Genomic DNA, 20,782 nt, shown 5'->3' on the forward strand with positions numbered 1-20,782 from the left:
TGCGCTGCGCACGATAAGCTATAGGAGGTTCCGCAGGAATTTCTTATGCCATAAAGAAACTATTCATTTTTTAAGGAGGTAATGAGAATGTCAACAATTAAGAAAGTATTTGAAGCAGGAAAAGGTATTTTACAGCTTACACCAACCTGGGTGCCAAGAGGATTCAACGAACCGGGACACAGGCTTCGTCTTCATCCCGATGACTATTATGCACTCGGCATGAGCCGCGGAGGAATCTGCGAACGCTGGCTCGGTTCCATAACAAAGGCTCTCAATGGTCCTGAGACCGGGGAGACAGAAGGCATGAGCTACGTGCTTGCAGATAAAAAAACAAAAGAAAAAATACTTCTCTCAGAGTTTGTAGATGAGTTGGGTTCTTCCCTGATCGGGGAAACATTGATGGAAAAGTACGGAACCTGGCCTGTTTTTGCAAAATTGTATGACTATGACAAGCCTCTATTCCACCATTTGCATTTGACAGAAGAGCGCGCAAATAAAATCGGAATGCACGGAAAGCCAGAAGCCTACTACTTCCCACCGCAATATAACTCTTCTTATCTGGGAAGATTCCCTCTGACTTATTTTGGTTTTGATCCGTCCACAACCAAAGAAGAGGTTATGGACTGTCTTAAAAATTACGACGTGAAAGATACAAGAATCACAGAACTTTCCAGAGCCTACCGTATTAAATTAGGGACAGGATGGTATACTCCGGCCGGTGTTATCCATGCCCCGGCCTCTGTGGTAACCTTTGAACCCCAGTGGAACAGTGATGTAAATACTATCATGGAAAATGTAACCATGGGTGAAGTAAACCCACATAATCTTCTGACCGACTGCGCTCCGGAAGAAGAAAAAAAAGACCTGGATGCTATTTTTGCTCAGATTGACTGGGAGGAAAGCACACGCCCTGATTATAAAGAAACCTACTTCCGTATGCCGAAAATCAAGACAGAATCAAATAGAGCTATTGAAAAGTGGGTTGCCTATGCAAATGATTTTGTCGCTGCGAAAGAAGTCACTATACTTCCTGGACAAACTTATACTCTCACTGATCAGGCTGCATATGGTGCTGTGATCACACAGGGCCACGGAACTTTCGGCTGTTTTGAATGCGAGGCTCCGGGGCTGCTCCATTTTGACGATATTTCCGGTGATGAATTTTTTGTTTCTGAAAAAGCTGCAAAAAACGGCGTTATAGTTAAAAACACCAGTTCTTATGAATCCCTGGTAATTCTTCAAAACTATGCAAATAACAATCCTGAAGTACCAGCCAGCATCTAACTGAAAGGAGCTTTTATGAGAAATAAATTTGGAGTTGACAGTTTTATTTGGACTGAATCCTTTTTTGAAAAAGATTTATGGATCATCCCAAAGGCAAAAGAACTGGGATTTGAAGTCATTGACTTTGCGATTTCCAATCCATTTACATTTCCAGTAAAACAGGTAAAGGCTGAACTGGAACGGGTGGGTATTGACTGTGTCTGCACGACAACACTGACACCGGAGACGAACCCGATCTCCCCGGATCCAGAGATTAGGGCAGCGGGCGTCAAGGCCATGAAAAAATGCGTGGATATCTGCAACGAACTGGGAGCACCGATCCTGGGCGGAGTAAACTATGCGGGCTGGGGTTATCTCACAAAGAAATCAAGAACACAGGAAGAGTGGGACTACGGTGTGGCATGTATGCGTGAAGTGGCTGAATATGCTAAAGAAACAGGCGATGTGACCATCTGTGTAGAGTGTGTCAACCGTTTCGAGACACATTTCCTCAACATTGCGGAGGACGCTGTTCAGTTCTGCAAGGATGTGGGAACAGGAAATGTCAAAGTTCATCTTGACTGCTTCCATATGATCCGCGAGGAGAAGAGCTTTGCCGGAGCTGTAAAGACCTGCGGAAAGGAATATCTCGGATATGTGCATGTCAATGAAAACGACAGGGGAATCCCGGGAACCGGATTGGTGCCGTTTAAGGAATTCTTCACGGCGTTAAAGGAAATCGGTTATGATGGACCGTTAGTCATTGAATCCTTTGACCCAAGCTTTGAAGAACTGTCCGGAAACTGTGCGATCTGGAGAAAGTTTGCTGATACAGGAGAAGAACTTGCCATTGAAGGACTTAAGAATCTGAAAGCCATCGCGGCTGAGATATAGGAGGGAGAACAGATGAATCGAATTGTAAACAATCCTGATTACGCTGTTGAGGATATGCTGAAAGGATTTGTAAAGACACACAAGGATATTGTGGCGCCTACAGAAGATCCCCGTGTCCTGAAATATAAAGACGCACCGGTGGAAGGCAAAGTAGGAATTGTCACCGGAGGGGGTTCCGGACATAAACCGGCATTTATCGGTTACATTGGAAAGAATATGTGTGATGCGGTAGCTGTGGGAGAGATTTTCTCATCACCTACGGCCAAAGCTTTTTTGGACGCCATGAAAGAGGCTGATTCAGGAAAGGGTGTTGCATGTCTTTACGGAAATTATGCCGGGGACAACATGAATGTCAAAATGGCTATGAGAAAAGCAAAGAAACTGGGAATCGATGTAAAAACAGTGGTTGCCAACGACGACTGTGCATCTGCCTCAAAGGATGAGCTGGAAAAACGCCGCGGTGTTGCCGGGGAAGTCCTCATGTGGAAGATCGGAGGCGCAAAGGCTTCCATGGGTGCCGATCTGGACGGAGTCATTGCAGCGGCACAGAAAGCGATCGACAACACGAGATCCGTAGGAATTGGAACCGCACCGTGTACCATCCCTGCTGTGGGACATCCGAACTTTGAGATCAAAGACGGTACGATGGAAATTGGAATCGGACATCACGGGGAGCCGGGGATCAATGTGCAGCCGTTAAAGACCGCCAGTGAGGTCGCAGATGAGATGCTGAATATCATCCTTCCGGACCTGCCGTTTGCAGAGGGAGACGAAGTGGTAGTGCTTTTGTCAGGCCTGGGGGCAACTCCGGTAATGGAACAGTATATCGTGTATGACCGAGTGGAAGAAGTTCTCGCAGAAAAAGGAATCAGTGTTCACAAGGCATATGTGGGTAATTACTTTACTTCCCTTGAGATGATGGGTGTGACGCTAACTGTCATGAAGCTTGACGATGAACTGAAAGAATGCATCGACATGCCCAGCGACTCTGTCGGTTTAAAACAGCTGTAAGTCCGGCGTTTTCCATAAATTTGGAGCATCACTGGACCCAAAACAAATTGAAAAGTGTGATCCTTATGTTACAATAAATAACAGAAGAAGCAGTCTGAGTTTAAAGTGAGGAGAAGAATTATGTCAAGTTTTAAAAATGCGGAAGCAGGAGTCATTGTTGATAAGCTGATCAAGACGATTCAGGAGCAGAGGGATTATCTGAGCGAGATCGACGGAAAGATCGGTGACGGTGACCACGGCATCAACATGAATAAAGGGTTTACCATGTGTGAGGAAAAACTCAAGGGACAAACCTACAATATGAGTGAAGGCCTGTGTACCCTTGGAGAGACTCTTTTGGAGGACATCGGAGGTTCTATGGGGCCGTTATACGGACTTTTATTTGATGAGCTTTCTGCTGCAAGCGAAGATCAAGAGGACATTGATGTAGAGGTATTCGGAAAGATGATCACCGGAGCTGCGGAAGGGATCCAGGAGATCAGCCCTGCAAAGCTTGGAGACAAGACTCTTCTTGATACTCTGATCCCTGCAAAAGAAGCTTTCATAATAGCAAAAGAAGCAGGGAAAGATTTTTCTGAATGTCTGGATGCCATGAGGGATGCCGCTAAAAAAGGATGGGAGTCTACCAAAGATATGATAGCTAAGATTGGACGGTCAAGCCGTCTGGGAGAACGAAGCCGCGGTGTTCTTGATGCAGGTGCAACCAGCTGCTATTTTATCCTAGATTGTCTTGCGTCTTCTATCCAGTCTATACTATAATTAACTTATATGCATAGCAGCCCACCAACAATGAAAGGAGGTTGTATGTCAAGCGAAATCAATGTTTTAGACAGCATCGACAACCTTTATCAACAGTTATTTTCAAAGGAAAAGCAAATTGCCGACTATATAAAAGATCACCCGGATGAAGTTGTCATGATGAACGTATCCCAACTTGCCAAAGCCAGCGGTACCAGCGAGGCAACGGTTGTAAGAACCTGCAAACATCTAGGGTATCAGGGATACTATCAGCTACGTTTAATTTTATCCAGAGATATCGGCACAAAATCCAATGATATTGGCATTGATGCAGATACAGATTTTGTTTCTTATACGTTTGAACGCAATATTCAAAACTTAAGAAACCTCTCATCCAATTTGTCCAAAGATGTACTGTTGCAATGTGCTCTTATATTGCTCAAAGCTCCTGCGGTTCATATCATAGCTACAGGAAACACGACACCGATTGCATTGGATTTAAGCTTTCGGCTTTCCCGGTTTGGTGTTCAGTCTTTTAGCAGTTCCATTTCTGAGTACTATTTGAACAATGTTAGCCTTGGCAGTAAAGAAGACGTTGTGATCGCAATTTCTGGTTCCGGAACTTCAAAACAAGTGCTTCAGGCTGCTGATATCGCAAAAGATATCGGAATGACGATCATGTCGATTACCTCCGACAGTGATTCACCTTTGGCAAGGGTCTCTGATCATATTCTGTCCAGCACCGAAGAACACCCTTTGTTCAATGAGACAAAAGAACCCTTATCACATTTGTGTTCTATGGCCATATGTGATGCACTCCTTTACGCGGTCAAAATATGTTTATTGACACAGACTTCAAAATCTTCTCCCTCTCTCAAAAAGCGAACGGATGAGATGGAAGTTTACTTATCAACAACAAAATTGTAGAATCAAAAAAAGAAGCCGGGATACTGCTAATCAGTGTCCCGACTTCTTCATTTTTGCTAAAGATATTTTATTTATCTGCTAATTCTTTCAAACGAGCATATTTTTCTTTGGCATTCTTTTCTGCCTGCTCAAACAGTTCCTTAGCTCTCTCAGGATTCTGGCGAGCAAGAGCGTTGTAACGAACCTCACCCATGATGAAGTCATTGTACTCTGTTGTAGGCTCTTTAGAATCTAAGGAGAATGGATTCTTTCCTTCTTCAGCTAATTCAGGGTTGAAACGGAATAAGTTCCAGTATCCTGATGTAACTGCTTTCTTTTCTTCAGACTGAGCAATGCTCATTCCGCCCTTGATACCGTGGTTGATACATGGAGCGTAAGCGATGATCAGTGAAGGTCCCGGATAAGCCTCTGCCTCTGCGATTGCTTTGACTGTCTGATTGTAATCAGCACCCATAGAAACCTGAGCAACATATACATATCCGTAGCTCATTGCGATTGCTGCAAGGTCTTTCTTCTTCACAGCCTTACCAGCTGCTGCGAACTGAGCGATCGCTCCTGCCGGTGTGGATTTAGATGCCTGACCGCCGGTGTTAGAGAGTAAACTTCTGTATCAAATACAAAGATGTTTACATCTTCACCGCTTGCAAGTACATGGTCAACACCGCCGAATCCGATGTCGTAAGCCCATCCGTCACCGCCGAAGATCCACTGAGATTTCTTAGATAAGTAATCTTTCATCTTAAGGATCTCTTTTCCTTCATTACATCCGCATGCCTCTAACGCTGCAACTAACTTCTTGGTAGCCGCTCCGTTTTTCTTGCCGTCTGTGTAAGTGTCTAAATATTCAGCTGCAGCTGCTTTTACATCTGCATTTTCTGTTGTCTCTGCCAGGGCAGCAACTTTTTCTTTTGTCTGAGCTCTCAGTGTAGTCTGTCCTGTGAACATACCTAAACCGAACTCAGCATTGTCTTCAAACAGAGAGTTTGACCAAGCCGGTCCCTGTCCTTCTCTGTTTACTGTGTAAGGTGTTGCCGGTGAAGAACCGCCCCAGATGGAAGAACATCCTGTTGCATTGGCAATGTACATTCTTTCACCGAATAACTGAGTGATCAGTTTTGCATATGGTGTCTCTCCACATCCTGCACAAGCTCCAGAGAACTCAAGGAGAGGTTTCCTGAACTGGCTTCCCTTAACAGATTCCGGTTTGAACTTGTCGAAGATATCTTCTTTGACAGGTAATGACTGTCCGTAGTTGTAAACTTCCTGCTGATCTCTCATACTGTCTAAGGATACCATAGTAAGGGCTTTTTCGCCTTTCTTTCCTGGGCAGACATTTGCACAGGAACCGCATCCGGTACAGTCAAGAACAGTGGTTGTCATAACAAATTTGTAATCCGGCATTCCTGTCATCGGAAGTGATTTTGTAGCCTCCGGTGCTGCTGCCAGTTCTTCTTCTGTCATCGCAACCGGACGGATCACTGCATGAGGACATACGTAAGCACAGAAGTTACACTGGATACAGTTGTCCGGATTCCATGTAGGAACATCTACTGCAACTCCACGTTTTTCATATGCTGCAGATCCCTGAGGCATATGTCCGTCAGCGTAAGGAACTAAGTCGCTTACCTTTAAGGAGTTACCGATCTGTCCATTGACAGCGTTCTGGATGTTGTTGACGTAATCAACAAGCTCTTTTCTGTCTCCGGATACTGGGTGCAGTAAGCTTTCTTCTGCACAGTCAGCCCACTCTGCCGGAACCGGAACTTCTACGACGCTCTTGGCACCTGCTTCGATCGCGTCATGGTTCATCTTAACGATATGGTCACCCTTCTTGCTGTAAGAAGCGGTAGCTGCATCTTTCATGTACTGGATCGCATCTGCTTCCGGAATGATTCCTGATAACTTGAAGAATGCAGACTGAAGAACTGTGTTGATACGTCCGCCGAGTCCGATTTCTTTACCGATCTTGATACCATCGATCACATAGAACTTGATATTGTGCTTAGCCATGTAAGCTTTTACCTGTCCCGGAAGGTGATCTCCAATCTCCTCTACCGGCCAGCTGCAGTTTAAGAGGAATGTTCCGCCATCTTTTAAGTCCTGAACCATGTTGTATTTTGTGATGTACGGAGCACAATGGCATGCTACAAAGTCAGCTTTGTTGATCAGGTATGTTGCTTTAATCGGGTCATCACCAAAACGTAAGTGGGAAATTGTAACACCGCCTGATTTCTTAGAGTCATAATCAAAGTATGCCTGAGCATATTTATCTGTATGGTCACCGATGATCTTGATAGAGTTCTTGTTAGCACCAACAGTACCGTCAGCTCCAAGGCCCCAGAATTTACAGCTTACTGTGCTTTCCGGTGTGGAAGAAACTGCTTCTCCTCTTTCAAGAGATAAGTTTGTCACATCATCATTGATTGAAACAGTAAATTCTTTCTTGTCTTTATTGTTAAATACAGAGATGATATCAGCAGGAGTTGTATCTTTAGAACCTAATCCGTAACGTCCTCCGTTGATTGTCACCTGCTCGAATTTTGTTCCTCTTAATGCGGAAACAACATCTAAGTATAATGGCTCACCAAGAGATCCCGGTTCTTTTGTCCTGTCTAAAACGTTGATTGTCTTAACAGTTTCCGGGATCACTTCCACTAATTTTTCAGCAACGAACGGTCTGTAAAGTCTTACTTTAACGACACCTACTTTTTCGCCTTTTGCTGTTAAGTAATCGATGGTCTCATCGATGGTCTCACATACAGATCCCATAGCGATGATCACAGATTCAGCATCAGGAGCACCGTAGTAGTTGAACAATTTGTAATCTGTACCGATCTTAGCATTTACCTGGTTCATGTAATCTTCAACGATCGCCGGGAATGCATCGTAGTATTTGTTGCATGCTTCTCTTGCCTGGAAGAAGATGTCTGGGTTCTGTGCAGATCCGCGGAGAACCGGATGTTCCGGATTCAAAGCGTTTGCCCTGAACTTCTCAAGAGCTTCGTAATCCACCATATCTGCAAGGTCTTCATTGTCCCACATTTCGATCTTCTGGATCTCATGAGATGTTCTGAATCCGTCGAAGAAATGTAATACAGGAACACTTCCCTTGATTGTAGATAAATGAGCAACAGCGCCTAAGTCCATGACTTCCTGAACGCTGGAGCTGCAAAGCATTGCAAACCCTGTCTGGCGACAAGCGTAAACGTCAGAGTGATCACCAAAAATATTCAGTGCATGAGATGCGATTGCACGTGCAGATACATCAAATACACAAGGCATTAATTCACCTGCGATCTTGTACATATTAGGAATCATCAGCAGTAATCCCTGAGATGCAGTGTAAGTAGTTGTCAGTGCACCTGCTGCAAGAGAACCGTGTACTGTTCCTGCTGCTCCGGCTTCAGACTGCATTTCAACTAATTTTACAGGATGTCCGAAAATATTTTTCTTTCCCTGTGTTGCCCACTGGTCTGTTGATTCTGCCATTGGTGAGGATGGTGTAATCGGATAGATTGCAGCTGTCTCAGTAAACGCATAAGATACGTGTGCTGCGGCTGTGTTACCATCCATGGTTTTCATTTTTCTTGCCATGTTTCTTCCTCCTAAAAAATCTTGTGCAAATATTAACAATCTACACTTAAGTTTTTCCCTTCTCCTTACAAAGGAGACAGGATGTTATCACAACAACGGGACCGTTGTTTAGAACAAAATAAAACTGTATACAATCATGTATACAGCCTTATTTTACATCATTCAAACGGGTTTTTAAAGGATTTTAACTAAATTTCTTCGTATTTTTTTTAGTACTTTATGAAGCTTTTTTTTAAGGAAAAATCTTGTCCAAAAAATAACAGTGTCTTTTGTCTATTTTGCCTGATTTTTTAGAGATTCTTCGTGCTGACTGAAGGTTTCTGAGAAAATATGAGTTCCCTTTCCGGTCTTATCTGTATGGTAATAGAGATAAGAATGTTTCTGCGGGGAAACTGCTGCCTTCAAAGCATTGATCCCCGGATTGCAGATCGGCCCCTCCGGGAGACCCTGATTTTTGTACGTATTATATGGGGAATCCACTTCCAGGTCTTTATACAGTGTTCTTTTCTTATTATATTTCCCTTTTGTAAGAGGATAGAGCACAGTTGCATCAATCTGGAGTTTCATTTTTTTGTCCAGACGATTGTAGATCACACCGGAGATCTTTGCATATTCAGCATCCACCTTGGCCTCTCTCTCAACGACAGACGCCAGAGTCACGATTTCATATGGTGTGAGACCGGTCTTGTTTTCTTTGGATAGCTGCTCCCATTTGGTATTGAAATTGTCCAGCATCATAGCCACGATCTTTTTGGCATCGGTATGCTTGTATACCTCATAGGTATCAGGAAATAAAAATCCCTGCAGTTTATAGCTTACCTGTGCCTTTTCGGGCACCGATTTCAGCCACTCATAAGAATAACTGTCAAGATCATCGGCGGCTTTCAAAAAATCTTCTGCCTTGCAGACATCATTCTGTTCAAATTTCTTCGCCGCAAGTTCTGCCGTATAGCCCTCTGGTATCGTGATCCTGACCGTCCGCTCTTCTTGTTTTTTTCTCGCAGCCTGTTCCCGCTCTTCTTTTTTCACTTTGAACATCCAGCAGGCTGTACCCAGGGCAGCAATGACCAGAGCCAGCAGTAAAATCCACAGTTTTTTTGATTTCTTTTTCTTTTCGTAAAAACTTAAACCCATAAATTCCTCCATAATTCGACACTGATTATCTCTCATTATACTGATATTGTTCTGAAATACCACCCTTTTTATTAGATTTTTTAATATTTTTAATACATTTGTAACTTCATTGACATTCTTTTGGTTTGCTATATAATCAGTTATATAGGAAGATATAGAAAGGAATAGGAATTATGGCAAACCCAATCGTAACAATTACAATGGAAAATGGAGATATGATCAAGGCAGAATTATATCCGGATATCGCTCCGATCACAGTAGAAAACTTTGTGAAGCTGGTGAAGGAAGGTTTTTATGACGGACTGACATTCCACCGCATTATTTCCGGATTTATGATCCAGGGAGGATGTCCGAACGGAAACGGAACCGGAGGACCGGGACACACCATTAAAGGTGAGTTCAGCATGAACGGAGTAAAGAACGACTTAAAGCACACGCCGGGCGTGTTATCCATGGCAAGGTCAATGGCTCCGGACTCTGCCGGTTCCCAGTTCTTTATCATGCACAAAACATCTCCGCATCTGGACGGACAGTATGCCGCATTTGGACAGGTCATCGAGGGCATGGATGTCGTCAATAAACTCGCTGAGGTGGCAACGGACTATTCTGACGCGCCGTTGGAAAAACAGGTTATGAAATCTGTGACCGTAGAAGAATAAAAACATTAAAAGACTTACTTGAAATGCTTAGGACACCGTGCGGTTCTAAGCATTTCTTTTGACACAGTAAAGAGGATACATCAGATAGGGAGGAACACTTTTGGAACATAAATATTTATTTTTCGATGTGGATGAGACTTTGTACAGCAATAAGACCGGTCAGATCCCGCCGAGTGCAGCCAAAGCATTAAAGCAGGCCCAGGCTAACGGCCATAAAATCATCTTGAATACCGGAAGGCCTTATGCATATATAGGGAATGACTTCTTTTCCCTGGATTTCGACGGCTACCTCTGCGGCAACGGCACCGATCTCCGCTACAAGGGAGATATCCTGTACCACCGTGAGCTTCCTGAAGATATCCAATCCCGGATCATAGATTTGTGCCGTAGCCACAGCATCCGTGCCTGTCTGGAAGGAAGCCGCTGTTCCTATTACACTGACGATGACACCTCGTTCCATCCCTATTACGCTTCCATGATCCAAGTATGCAGAAGTTCTGACGGCATGGTGATAGAATTTAACTGGAACAATGTAAAATCCTTTGATAAACTGGTCTGCTTTTCCAGTCCGGATACGCCTCAGAATATGACCGCCTTTATTGAAGATATTCACTCCCTGGACTTTCCGTTCAAGTGCATCAAAAATGGCGAAGATTTTTATGAAGTTATCCCGGAAGACACATCCAAAGGAACTGCCATTACTTTTATTGCGGAATACCTTAACATCCCAATCGATGACTGCTATGCTTTCGGAGATGCCCCCAATGATCTGCCCATGTTTGAAGCTGCAGGACACGGTATCGCTCTTGGGAATGCATATGACTGTGTAAAAGATACTGCGGAGTATGTGACAACGGACATTGACGCACATGGAATTTGGAATGCACTGGAACATTATGGTTTTTTGTAAAAAGAGAGTTTTGAAAAGAGAAACTTCAGCGAAATCTCTGAAATCCTTTACAAAAACGCCCAAAAATAGTATAGTATAAGTAAAGAAAGGAGCATATCGCCCACTGAGGTGGTTAGCCTCCGGTTTGTGCATAAGCCTACCCAGACCGCCAAGTACAGGGTAGGCTTATTTATTTACGCTTGTTTTTCCTATCTATGTAGGCAAGCAGTGTTACAGTAAACAGACTGAATGAAATCATCAATGAGATTGCTTCAAATGCTGTCATCTCACACCACCTCCCCTTTTTTATGAGTCGGGAGGCTACCACCATGTACACGAAATACTCCATAAGCAAATTATACTATATTTTATATTTAATTACAATATTTTACTCATCATAAAAAGACTGTTGTTTAGAACAGCCTTTTTATATATCTTCTTATTTCACTCTTGCCGTCAGTTCCCCGTTTTGTTCATCAATCAGGATCGTATCTTCCATATTAACCCCATCACTTAAGATCAGCCTTGCAGCCAATGTTTCCACGCTCTTCTGCAGATACCTCTTTAACGGTCTGGCACCGTACATCGGGTCATATCCGTTGTCCGCCACAAAGATTTTTGCTGACGGTGTGAGCTCTACGGCAAGCTCTTTGTCACTGAGACGTTTATTCAATTCTGCAACTAACAGGTCAATGATATTCGTGATGTTTTCCTTCGTCAGCGGTTTAAACAGGATCATCTCATCCAGGCGGTTTAAGAATTCCGGCCTGAAATGGTTCTTTAAGTCTGCCATAACCATGTCTTCTGCCTCTTTTGTAATATTACCGGATTGATCAATGCCTTCCAGCAAATAGGTGGAACCGATATTGGAAGTCATGATAAGGATCGTATTTTTAAAGTCTACGGTCCTTCCCTTAGCATCTGTAATCCTTCCGTCATCCAGCACTTGCAGCAGGATATTAAACACATCAGGATGAGCTTTCTCCACCTCATCAAACAATACAACAGAATAAGGTTTTCTTCTGACTGCTTCCGTCAGCTGTCCACCCTCCTCATATCCTACATATCCCGGAGGCGCCCCGATGAGACGGGCTACGGAGTGTTTCTCCATATATTCACTCATATCGATGCGGACAATATTCTGTTCATTGTCAAATAAACTCTCTGCCAGTGCCTTGGCAAGCTCCGTCTTTCCTACACCTGTAGGTCCAAGAAACAGGAAAGAGCCGATCGGTTTGCTCGGGTCTTTGATCCCCGCCTTGGAACGGATGATAGAGTCCGTCACAAGCTGCACTGCATTGTCCTGCCCCACAACTCTTTTGTGTAAGATCTCATCCAGATGAAGTGTCTTATTTCTCTCACTCTCCGTAAGTTTAGCCACAGGGATACCGGTCCAGCGGGAAATGATCTTGGCGATCTCTTCGTCTGTTACACTTTCCCTGACCATGGATCTGTCTTCTTTTCTGACCTTTTCTTCTTCCTCCTCCAGCTGTTTTTTCAGCTCAGGGAGGCGTCCATACTGAAGTTCCGCAGCCTTATTTAAATCATAGTTTCTCTGTGCAATCTGTATTTCGTTGTTTACAGATTCAATTTCTTCTCTCAGTTTGGAAACCCTCTCCACGGAAGACTTTTCATTCTCCCATGTGGCTTTCTTGGCATTAAAATCTTCTCTCATCTCTGCCAATTCTCTCTGAAGTTCCAAGAGACGTTCTCTGCTCAGGTTATCATCTTCTTTCTTGAGCGCAGCTTCCTCGATTTCCAGCTGCATGATCTTCCTCTGGACCTCATCCAGCTCTGAAGGCAGGGAGTTCATCTCTGTCTTGATCATGGCACATGCCTCATCCACCAGGTCAATAGCTTTATCTGGAAGGAAACGGTCCGTAATATAGCGGTTTGACAGGGTCGCAGCAGCCACCAAAGATCCATCTGTGATCTTTACCCCGTGGAAAACCTCGTAGCGCTCTTTAATTCCTCTCAAAATAGAAATCGTATCTTCAACGGTAGGCTCATCCACCATGACCGGCTGGAACCTTCTCTCCAGAGCCGCGTCTTTTTCAATATACTGACGGTACTCATCCAGAGTAGTCGCTCCGATACAGTGGAGTTCTCCTCTGGCCAGCATCGGTTTCAACATATTGCCCGCATCCATGGAGCCCTCTGTCTTTCCTGCTCCTACGATCGTGTGCAGCTCATCGATGAACAGGATGATCTGTCCCTCGCTCTTTTTCACTTCTTCAAGAACTGCTTTCAGACGTTCTTCAAATTCTCCTCTGTACTTGGCACCTGCCACAAGAGATCCCATGTCCAGAGAGAAAATCGTCTTGTCCTTTAACTGTTCCGGTACATCCCCTCGGACGATCCTTTGGGCAAGTCCTTCTACTACCGCAGTCTTACCGACGCCGGGCTCTCCGATGAGCACCGGGTTATTCTTGCTTTTTCTTGACAGGATGCGGACAACATTCCGGATCTCGCTGTCTCTCCCGATCACGGGGTCCAGTTTCTGCTCTCTGGCGCGCTTCACCAAATCGTATCCATATTTCTCCAACGTATCATACGTTGCCTCGGGATTATCAGTGGTTATCTTTTTGTCTCCTCTTACTTTGGACAAAACCTCCAGGAAACGGTCTCTGGTGATTCCATAACCTCTGAACAGTTCTTTCACCGCATTGTTTGGCTTTTTGATCATGGCAAGAAACAGATGCTCCACAGATACATATTCGTCTCCCATGGCTTTCATCTCGTCTTCCCCTGCCAGCAGTACCTGATTCAGCGCCTGGCTCATGTATACCTGTCCGCCGGAAACCTTCGGTTTCTTCTGGAGCAGCTGCTGTACCTGGGCCAAAAAGGAATCTTTATTGACATTCATCTTCTCCAAAAGACTTAAGATTAAACTGTCTTCTATGGTCAGCAGGCTATATAATAAATGTTCCTGGTCAATTTCCTGGTTTTGGCAGTCATAAGCAATCTTTTCACACTGATTTACTGCTTCGACCGACTTTTGAGTAAACTTATTAATATTCATTTTCACTCCTCCAATCTTATTTGTTCTATATTTAGTATAACACCTAGCATATAAAAAGCAAGTATTATTTTTTCATTTCTTGACATTCTTCCATGTATCTGCTATTTTATATACATACCAATAGTATGTATATAAGAAAGGATGTTATTCCATGGCAAGAAATAAATATCCCGAGATTACAGAGCAGAGGATCTTGGACGCATCGCTGAAATTATTTCTGGAAAAAGGCTACGAGCACACAACCATTCAGGATATCATCGACGAACTGGGGGATTTGACGAAAGGCGCCATATATCATCACTTTAAATCCAAAAGTGAGATTATAGAAGCCGTCATGGACCAGCTCTACGGCGGGCAGGAGAAGGACTACGAAGATATTTTGAATGAATCCGGTACAGGACTTGAAAAATTAAAAAAGCTGATAATCGTATCAATAAACAATCCAGGCAATCAGCTGATCATCAAGGCCGCTCCTAATATCATGAAAAATCCGCGCTTCCTCATGAAACAGCTTTTTGACAGTCTGAATGATACGGCACCCCGGCTGATTCTGCCGTTAGTGGAACAAGGAGTCAGGGATGGTTCCATAAAAACAGAATATCCAAAAGAACTTTCAGAAGCCATGCTCATCTTGTTCAATCTCTGGATGAATCCATTTATCATCCAAAATACAGAAGAAGAACTCATTCACAAAATACAGTTTATGAAAGATCTGCTGGAACGGCTCGGAATACCTCTGCTGGATGACGAAGCACTCCTTGTGCTTGAATCTTACCGAAAACAGCTTGAAGAAAAAAGCTGACTCATCCATCCGTCCTCAGACTGGACTCATACAGTCCGGTCTTGGTGACTGGTGAAAACACCAATTTTTTTGTCATTTTACATACCAACCGAATGTATGAAAGGAGTTTTTATGAACGATAAACTATTCACACGGGATTTTTCCCTCGTAGTGATCGGACAGATCATTTCTCTGTTCGGCAATTCCATCCTGAGGTTTGCACTTCCTCTGTACCTTTTGAATGAAACCGGATCTGCATCCCTGTTCGGCGTAGTCACCGCCTGCTCATTTATTCCTATGATCCTTCTGTCACCCGCAGGGGGAATCGTTGCGGACCGGGTCAACAAAAGAAATATCATGGTGATTCTTGATTACGCGACCAGCGCACTGATCCTGCTGTTTACGGCAGCTCTGGGTCATGTTTCCCTGGTACTGCTTCTGATCATCACCCTGATGCTCCTCTACGGCATTCAGGGAGCATACCAGCCGGCAGTCCAGGCAAGCCTTCCTGTTCTTATAAGCCCGGACCGTCTGCTTTCCGGAAATGCAGTCATCAATCAGGTCAATGCTCTGGCCAATCTGATCGGTCCGGTGGCAGGCGGAGCCTTATACGGATTTTACGGAATCTGCCCGATATTATATGTGAGCATCGTCTGCTTTTTATTTTCTGCCACAATGGAACTGTTTATCCATATCCCGTTTAAAAAGCCGAAAAAGGGAACCAGTGTGTTTGCGGTAGTAAAACAGGATCTTTCAGATAGTTTCCGCTTCATCCGTACAGAACAGCCTGTCATAGGGAAAGGAATCCTGATTGTCTGCGCATTTAACTTATTTTTAAGTGCCCTGATCATCGTAGGCCTGCCTGTGATCATCACGCAGTTTCTCCATATGTCCAGCCAGCTTTATGGATATGCTCAGGGAGCCTTAGCCCTCGGAGGCCTTTTGGGCGGCATTCTCACCGGAGTCTTTGCAAAACGGCTGAATATCCAGGGTGTCCATGTTCTGCTTTTGCTCAGCGGAGCAGCCCTCCTCCCGATCGGACTCGTGCTGAATCTGGATATTCTTCCAATGGCAGCCTACATTGTGATCACCCTGTGCAGTTTCTTTATGATGGTCTGCTCCACAATGTTTACCGTACAGATGCTCTCATTTGTACAGATTCTGACACCGCACCATCTGATCGGCAAAGTCATCTCCTGTATTATGGCACTGTCCATGTGTTCCCAGCCTCTGGGGCAGGCCGTATATGGAGTCCTGTTTGACGTTTTAAAGGGCCAGTCTTATTTTGCGGTCTACGGCGCTTGTCTGATCTGCTGTCTGATCTCCTGGAAATCCAGAAAAATATTCCGGACAATTTCCCTGGCAGAACCAGCTGCTGAATAAAAAACTTGATATAATAAGAGGAGGCAGCAACAAAATTGTCTGCTTCCTCTTCCTGATCCGGTGGTCTGTTTACAGAATCACCGGGATTTTTTTATCGATTTCCATTGTGTCTTTTGTTACAAGGCAGTCCAATGCAAGTACCTGTACTCCAGAATCCGCTGCTCTCCTCAGAGTATCCCCAAATGCCCTGTGGGTGCGGTCGTTGGGCCTGAAACAATGCACTCCTTTCATCTGAATGACAAAGATGATATATGCCTCATACCCCTCCTTTGCACAGTGTATGAGCTCCTCTATATGCTTGACTCCCCGTTCCGTAGGGGCATCCGGAAACCATGCTGTTCCATCCTCTTCCAGGGTCACTCCTTTTACTTCGGCAAAGACCTCTCTGGTTTCCGTCATGAGTTCTCCTCCTCTGATAAAGAAATCAAATCTGGAATTTCCATACTTCCTTTCTGCCTTGATCTCTTTTATATAAGGAAAGATTCCTCCCTTTCTCAGCCATTCTTCCACAGCTTTATTAGGAGCCTGTGAATCCATATTGATCATCAGACTTCCTTTGTTCACACCGATCAGTGAATATTTTGTTTTTCGCTTCGGGTCGTTATGCCGCTGAAGATAAACCCTGGCTCCTGGTATCAGCAGTTCCCTGCATCTTCCCGTATTCTTTACGTGTGCCTCTTCCTCCTGTCCTCCGATGAGGACAATGGCTATAAACCGGTTGGGGCGTTTTAAGAATGTACCTGAAATGATATGATCATAATGCATGTTGTTATCTCCTTATCCGCCCATAATGATAACTTTTGGAAGATTTGATGTCAAGGACACAGTGGGCAAGCCCACTTCAACTCCCCAAACCCTCAATCTTTGAGAGCCTTGGCTTTGTGTCACTGCCTTTCGACAGTTTTACCGATGAATATGAAATTGTCCGAGACAAACCACTTTCGTCTACACTTTAATTATTGTCTGCTGTTCTCTCTTATATCAAGGATTAATATCACCTTTTTTCTTTCCAGCATAATCTATACTATAATCCCCCAAGAAAGGAGATATAAGAATGACCACTGCCCTTTCCTTAGAGCAGGTTTCCTACTCTTACCATACTCTGAAGCAAGAAACTACGGCTCTTTCCTCAGTCACTTTTGATGTATTAAGCGGTGAATTCGTTGCGGTAGTAGGCCCGAGCGGATGCGGAAAATCTACTATGCTGCATTTAATTGCAAAGCTTCTTCCCCTGTCCGGCGGCACCATCAAGATCAACGGCACGCCGATCGAGGAGTCCACCGACCATATCGGATATATGCTCCAGAAGGATCAGCTTCTCCCCTGGCGCACTATTTATGAAAATGTTACTCTGGGACTCAAGATACAAAATATCAAAGATCCGGAGGCATTTGATAAAGTTGACCGGCTGTTGGAACTTTACGGACTCAAAGACTTTAAGAATTCTTATCCCAGCCAGCTTTCCGGAGGTATGCGCCAGAGGGCTGCTCTGATCCGTACTCTCGCCCTGTCCCCGGATATACTTCTCCTGGATGAACCATTTTCTGCATTGGACTACCAGACAAGACTCCAGGTATCCGATGATATAGGCACCATCATAAAAGAAAAGAAAAAAACAGCTCTCCTCGTTACCCATGATCTTTCTGAGGCGATCAGTATGGCCGACCGTGTCATTGTGCTGTCCAAACGTCCGGGAACTGTCAAGACCATTGTGCCTATTCACCTTACCTGTGGAAAAAAAACACCGCAGGCTGCAAGAAATGCAGTGGAGTTCAAAGATTATTTTAATCAATTATGGAGGGAAATCAATGACTGATCCAATTTCTAAAGAACAGTCCGAGTATTTAAACCAAATACAACGGAAAAAATATTGGATCCGGGTTGCCCAGGTCCTTCTGCTTCTCCTTCTTTTATTTGCCTGGGAAACTGCGGTTTCAAAGAATATACTGAACGGATTTATTTTCAGCAGTCCAAGCAGGATCATCCGGTGTTTTTACGGCATGGTAATAGACCATTCCATCTTTCTTCATATCGGGGTGACTCTGGCCGAAACGCTCGTAAGCTTTGCGCTGATCACTTTATTTTCAGTGCTGATCGCAACCATATTATGGTGGTTCCCCACGGCTGCCAGGATCATTGACCCATACCTTGTAGTCTTAAACAGTCTCCCGAAATCAGCTCTTGCTCCGATCCTGATCGTCTGGCTCGGAAACAATATGAAAACCATCATTATCACCGCGATCTCCATTGCGGTTTTCGGAAGCATCCTGAATTTATACAGTGGATTTCTCCACGTAGATAAGGAGCGTCTGACTCTCATCCGGACTCTCGGAGGAACCAAAAAAGACTGCCTGACCATGGCAGTCATACCAAGCTGTATTCCGCTGCTTTTGAGCATTATGAACGTAAATATCGGACTTTCTCTTGTAGGTGTGATCATCGGAGAATTTTTGGCCGCGCGCTCCGGCCTTGGATACCTGATCATCTACGGAAGCCAGGTATTTAAAATGGATTGGGTACTAATGTCTATCGTTATCTTATGCATCATCGCTATGCTTCTGTACGCCCTGACCGGATTTATAAAGAAAATGTATCAGAGAAAAATCTGATCCTAAAACAAATGAGACCAAAGGAAATCAAACGATCTTTGCCCGTTGATTTCCGATGATCTCATATCATTATTGTTCATACTCAGTCCTTCCAGATTGTTCACCAATACCTGCTTGTCATAGTCATAGATGATATCTGTTCTTCCGATCTTTTGGCTCACTTCCTCGATCACAGTATGTCGTCCGAATACCTCAAAATATTTTCTGAAAATGAAAGCGTATCTCGCTTCGCAAAGCCGTCCATAGGTTGGATCATCCGCAAAATTCTTGACAAACTTTTTTAAAAGATTCTCATTTCCCATAAATCTTCCGATGATTACCGGATAATCTTCGTCTCTTCCTCTATAAAAGTCTTCTAAATTCATATCGATAGCCCCCTTTTTCTGCCTGATCAGTCTTTTATTTTATAAGTATTTCTGTTAAATCTGCTTATCTTCATGATATAATATAATCAGCCAAATTACTAGGAGGAATTTAAAAATGAAAGCAGATCTTCATTCACATACTGTGCTGTCCGACGGCGCTTTAAACGTCGACCAGCTGATCTCCCAGGCGAAACGCGTCGGCCTGGATTATATCGCCGTAACAGACCACAATTCCACCCACTCTATTCCCGCTGTGCTTGCTCTCGGAGAAGAACTTGGGATCAATGTCATCCCCGGAGTCGAGATCAACTCTGTCCACGAGGCTTCAGATACAAAACCTCACCTTCTCTGCTACTATCCCGCCGATGTAAAGAAACTTCAGAGAAAACTTGACCGGTATCTGGAATATCAGCGGCAGACGAAGCTTGCCATGTACGAAAAAATCATGGAAGATTATCCGATCACAAAAGAACAGCTCTTTGAGGCCGCCCGTGAAAGTACCACCCTGTACGAAGTACATATGATGCAGGTCCTGGCTTCTTTGGGATATACAGGAACCCCTATTGGAGAACTCCACAGAGAGCTTTTTTCATCCGGTTCTAAATACAAGCTGCCCCAGAAAGATATGACAACCCATGAAGCAGTAAGTCTGATCCGTTCCTGCGGCGGCATTGTCGTTCTGGCTCATCCGGGAGAATACAAAAATCCCATGCTCATGGAAATGCTCATTGAAGAAAAACTCATTGACGGTATCGAACTGAATCATCCGAGAAATGATGAGCGGACCATGGATCATATCAGATCCCTGGCCAAAGAACATGACTTATTTATGACCGGCGGCACGGATTTCCACGGCATATATACAAAGACACCTTATCCGATCGGTTCTTTCCTTTGCCCGGAAGAAGGACTGGAACGTCTGACAGCAGCGGGCAAGGCTGCCAATGAAGCATACCTTCATTCTTCCTGCCGGAAAGAAACCGAAGAATCTGAAGAAGCAGAAGCAGGTACCCCACAATAGAGGGACCTGCTTTTTTTGTTTTCAAAATATCATTCTTCATTGTCTAATAATTTTTGCAGATCTTCTGCTGAAGCATCCATCTTCACTGAAATCTCTTCCATAGTCAGCCCCGAATTCAGGAATCGGGTGATCACCATCTTCATTGACTCTCCCACCTCGATGAGATGCCCGTCCAGATCATAAAACCTGACGACACGCTGTCCCCAGCCATGCTCGATCACATTCCCCAAACACTCAATATCCGTGAAAGTTTTCAACCTTTTCAAGAATCCATCAAAATCCTCTTCTTCAAAACAGATTTCAATGTTATTTGTTTTTTTCTGAACTCTCTCTTTTGGAATGTTCACCAGCCAGTCAAAGTTCTGCTGCAGTGAAAGACCGCAGGTGAAGGATATATTGATACCATAATCCTGATAAAGCTCCAATCCGAATAAATCCTCATAAAACTTTCTGGATTTATTAATATCTGATACGGATAAGACTGTACATATA

The 20,782-nt window shown here is 44.1% G+C and carries 18 protein-coding genes, 1 pseudogene and 1 riboswitch; of the genes and pseudogenes, 12 read left to right on the top strand and 7 right to left on the bottom strand.

All coding sequences use genetic code 11. The annotated features are described in order from the left end of the window. Positions 1-87 precede the first annotated feature (87 nt). From P8F77_RS15505 to P8F77_RS15525, 5 genes are all read left to right on the top strand, one after another. Positions 88-1,284 (top strand): hypothetical protein, encoded by a 1,197-nt coding sequence (locus tag P8F77_RS15505; RefSeq protein WP_287519246.1) that lies wholly within the window; start codon positions 88-90, stop codon positions 1,282-1,284. Positions 1,285-1,299: 15 nt separating this feature from the next. Next, on the top strand, positions 1,300-2,157 hold the full coding sequence (locus P8F77_RS15510) for a sugar phosphate isomerase/epimerase family protein (protein ID WP_347256182.1): 858 nt from the start codon (positions 1,300-1,302) through the stop codon (positions 2,155-2,157). A gap of 12 nt (positions 2,158-2,169) precedes the next feature. Next, positions 2,170-3,168: a dihydroxyacetone kinase subunit DhaK gene (locus P8F77_RS15515; protein ID WP_347256183.1), complete on the top strand. Its 999-nt coding sequence runs from the start codon at positions 2,170-2,172 to the stop codon at positions 3,166-3,168. A gap of 120 nt (positions 3,169-3,288) precedes the next feature. Further along, positions 3,289-3,927 carry a dihydroxyacetone kinase subunit DhaL gene (gene dhaL / locus P8F77_RS15520; RefSeq protein ID WP_347256184.1) on the top strand — a complete coding sequence of 213 codons (639 nt, stop codon included), beginning with the start codon at positions 3,289-3,291 and terminating at the stop codon, positions 3,925-3,927. Between the two features lie 45 nt (positions 3,928-3,972). Continuing rightward, entirely contained in the window at positions 3,973-4,833 is an 861-nt protein-coding gene (locus P8F77_RS15525; RefSeq protein WP_095143012.1) for a MurR/RpiR family transcriptional regulator, read from the top strand. A gap of 67 nt (positions 4,834-4,900) precedes the next feature. Here the strand turns inward: P8F77_RS15525 and nifJ are convergent. Next, positions 4,901-8,427, bottom strand: a pseudogene (gene nifJ, locus P8F77_RS15530) (pyruvate:ferredoxin (flavodoxin) oxidoreductase). Positions 8,428-8,700: 273 nt separating this feature from the next. Then, positions 8,701-9,561 (bottom strand): endolytic transglycosylase MltG, encoded by an 861-nt coding sequence (gene mltG, locus P8F77_RS15535; RefSeq protein WP_270432684.1) that lies wholly within the window; start codon positions 9,559-9,561, stop codon positions 8,701-8,703. Between the two features lie 173 nt (positions 9,562-9,734). On the opposite strand from mltG, the gene P8F77_RS15540 reads away from it, so the two are divergent. Both P8F77_RS15540 and P8F77_RS15545 read left to right on the top strand, forming a co-directional pair. Further along, positions 9,735-10,220, top strand: coding sequence for a peptidylprolyl isomerase (locus P8F77_RS15540; RefSeq protein ID WP_024726430.1), 486 nt, complete (start codon positions 9,735-9,737; stop codon positions 10,218-10,220). Positions 10,221-10,320: 100 nt separating this feature from the next. Then, positions 10,321-11,130 (top strand): HAD family hydrolase, encoded by an 810-nt coding sequence (locus tag P8F77_RS15545; RefSeq protein ID WP_024726429.1) that lies wholly within the window; start codon positions 10,321-10,323, stop codon positions 11,128-11,130. 169 nt (positions 11,131-11,299) lie between these two features. Here the strand turns inward: P8F77_RS15545 and P8F77_RS15550 are convergent, their stop codons facing one another. Together P8F77_RS15550 and clpB are read right to left on the bottom strand one after the other, a co-directional pair. Then, positions 11,300-11,458, bottom strand: coding sequence for a putative holin-like toxin (locus P8F77_RS15550; RefSeq protein ID WP_328514495.1), 159 nt, complete (start codon positions 11,456-11,458; stop codon positions 11,300-11,302). A 90-nt stretch (positions 11,459-11,548) separates the two neighbouring features. Continuing rightward, positions 11,549-14,131 carry an ATP-dependent chaperone ClpB gene (clpB, locus tag P8F77_RS15555; RefSeq protein ID WP_024726428.1) on the bottom strand — a complete coding sequence of 861 codons (2,583 nt, stop codon included), beginning with the start codon at positions 14,129-14,131 and terminating at the stop codon, positions 11,549-11,551. A gap of 151 nt (positions 14,132-14,282) precedes the next feature. On the opposite strand from clpB, the gene P8F77_RS15560 reads away from it, so the two are divergent. Together P8F77_RS15560 and P8F77_RS15565 are read left to right on the top strand one after the other, a co-directional pair. Further along, the gene (locus P8F77_RS15560; RefSeq protein ID WP_303008677.1) at positions 14,283-14,933 is read left to right on the top strand and encodes a TetR/AcrR family transcriptional regulator; all 651 of its coding nucleotides are present in this window, start codon (positions 14,283-14,285) and stop codon (positions 14,931-14,933) included. Between the two features lie 111 nt (positions 14,934-15,044). Then, positions 15,045-16,295 (top strand): MFS transporter, encoded by a 1,251-nt coding sequence (locus tag P8F77_RS15565; RefSeq protein WP_024726426.1) that lies wholly within the window; start codon positions 15,045-15,047, stop codon positions 16,293-16,295. Positions 16,296-16,364: 69 nt separating this feature from the next. Here P8F77_RS15565 and sfsA read toward each other — a convergent pair whose 3' ends face one another. Then, complete coding sequence (gene sfsA, locus P8F77_RS15570) at positions 16,365-17,060, bottom strand: DNA/RNA nuclease SfsA (RefSeq protein ID WP_148459484.1); 696 nt, start codon at positions 17,058-17,060, stop codon at positions 16,365-16,367. 98 nt (positions 17,061-17,158) lie between these two features. Next, positions 17,159-17,213: riboswitch (cyclic di-GMP riboswitch) on the bottom strand. A 136-nt stretch (positions 17,214-17,349) separates the two neighbouring features. On the opposite strand from sfsA, the gene P8F77_RS15575 reads away from it, so the two are divergent. Both P8F77_RS15575 and P8F77_RS15580 read left to right on the top strand, forming a co-directional pair. Beyond that, positions 17,350-18,111, top strand: a complete 762-nt coding sequence (locus tag P8F77_RS15575; protein ID WP_024726424.1) for an ABC transporter ATP-binding protein — start codon at positions 17,350-17,352, stop codon at positions 18,109-18,111. Continuing rightward, positions 18,104-18,904: an ABC transporter permease gene (locus tag P8F77_RS15580; RefSeq protein ID WP_024726423.1), complete on the top strand. Its 801-nt coding sequence runs from the start codon at positions 18,104-18,106 to the stop codon at positions 18,902-18,904. Before P8F77_RS15575 ends, P8F77_RS15580 begins: the two co-directional genes overlap by 8 nt. A 2-nt stretch (positions 18,905-18,906) precedes the next feature. On the opposite strand, the gene P8F77_RS15585 is transcribed toward P8F77_RS15580, so the two are convergent. Beyond that, on the bottom strand, positions 18,907-19,269 hold the full coding sequence (locus P8F77_RS15585; RefSeq protein ID WP_270432693.1) for a hypothetical protein: 363 nt from the start codon (positions 19,267-19,269) through the stop codon (positions 18,907-18,909). A gap of 115 nt (positions 19,270-19,384) precedes the next feature. Here P8F77_RS15585 and P8F77_RS15590 point away from each other — a divergent pair, with 115 nt between their 5' ends. Continuing rightward, entirely contained in the window at positions 19,385-20,290 is a 906-nt protein-coding gene (locus P8F77_RS15590; protein WP_024726421.1) for a PHP domain-containing protein, read from the top strand. A gap of 29 nt (positions 20,291-20,319) precedes the next feature. On the opposite strand, the gene P8F77_RS15595 is transcribed toward P8F77_RS15590, so the two are convergent. Beyond that, positions 20,320-20,781: a VOC family protein gene (locus tag P8F77_RS15595; protein ID WP_034548782.1), complete on the bottom strand. Its 462-nt coding sequence runs from the start codon at positions 20,779-20,781 to the stop codon at positions 20,320-20,322. Position 20,782: the final 1 nt, after the last annotated feature.

It is taken from the genome of Anaerostipes sp. PC18, from assembly GCF_039789045.1.
Taxonomy (GTDB): Bacteria; Bacillota; Clostridia; order Lachnospirales; family Lachnospiraceae; genus Anaerostipes; species Anaerostipes hominis.

Bases quoted from the DNA above. Each gene is read 5' to 3' on its own strand.
- P8F77_RS15505 (WP_287519246.1), top strand. From the start codon at position 88: ATGTCAACAATTAAGAAAGTATTTGAAGCAGGAAAAGGTATTTTACAG.
- mltG (WP_270432684.1), bottom strand. From the start codon at position 9,561: ATGGGTTTAAGTTTTTACGAAAAGAAAAAGAAATCAAAAAAACTGTGG.
- clpB (WP_024726428.1), bottom strand. From the start codon at position 14,131: ATGAATATTAATAAGTTTACTCAAAAGTCGGTCGAAGCAGTAAATCAG.
- P8F77_RS15560 (WP_303008677.1), top strand. From the start codon at position 14,283: ATGGCAAGAAATAAATATCCCGAGATTACAGAGCAGAGGATCTTGGAC.
- P8F77_RS15510 (WP_347256182.1), top strand. From the start codon at position 1,300: ATGAGAAATAAATTTGGAGTTGACAGTTTTATTTGGACTGAATCCTTT.
- sfsA (WP_148459484.1), bottom strand. From the start codon at position 17,060: ATGCATTATGATCATATCATTTCAGGTACATTCTTAAAACGCCCCAAC.
- P8F77_RS15575 (WP_024726424.1), top strand. From the start codon at position 17,350: ATGACCACTGCCCTTTCCTTAGAGCAGGTTTCCTACTCTTACCATACT.
- dhaL (WP_347256184.1), top strand. From the start codon at position 3,289: ATGTCAAGTTTTAAAAATGCGGAAGCAGGAGTCATTGTTGATAAGCTG.
- P8F77_RS15515 (WP_347256183.1), top strand. From the start codon at position 2,170: ATGAATCGAATTGTAAACAATCCTGATTACGCTGTTGAGGATATGCTG.
- P8F77_RS15580 (WP_024726423.1), top strand. From the start codon at position 18,104: ATGACTGATCCAATTTCTAAAGAACAGTCCGAGTATTTAAACCAAATA.
- P8F77_RS15540 (WP_024726430.1), top strand. From the start codon at position 9,735: ATGGCAAACCCAATCGTAACAATTACAATGGAAAATGGAGATATGATC.
- P8F77_RS15550 (WP_328514495.1), bottom strand. From the start codon at position 11,458: ATGGAGTATTTCGTGTACATGGTGGTAGCCTCCCGACTCATAAAAAAG.
- P8F77_RS15585 (WP_270432693.1), bottom strand. From the start codon at position 19,269: ATGAATTTAGAAGACTTTTATAGAGGAAGAGACGAAGATTATCCGGTA.
- P8F77_RS15565 (WP_024726426.1), top strand. From the start codon at position 15,045: ATGAACGATAAACTATTCACACGGGATTTTTCCCTCGTAGTGATCGGA.
- P8F77_RS15525 (WP_095143012.1), top strand. From the start codon at position 3,973: ATGTCAAGCGAAATCAATGTTTTAGACAGCATCGACAACCTTTATCAA.
- P8F77_RS15590 (WP_024726421.1), top strand. From the start codon at position 19,385: ATGAAAGCAGATCTTCATTCACATACTGTGCTGTCCGACGGCGCTTTA.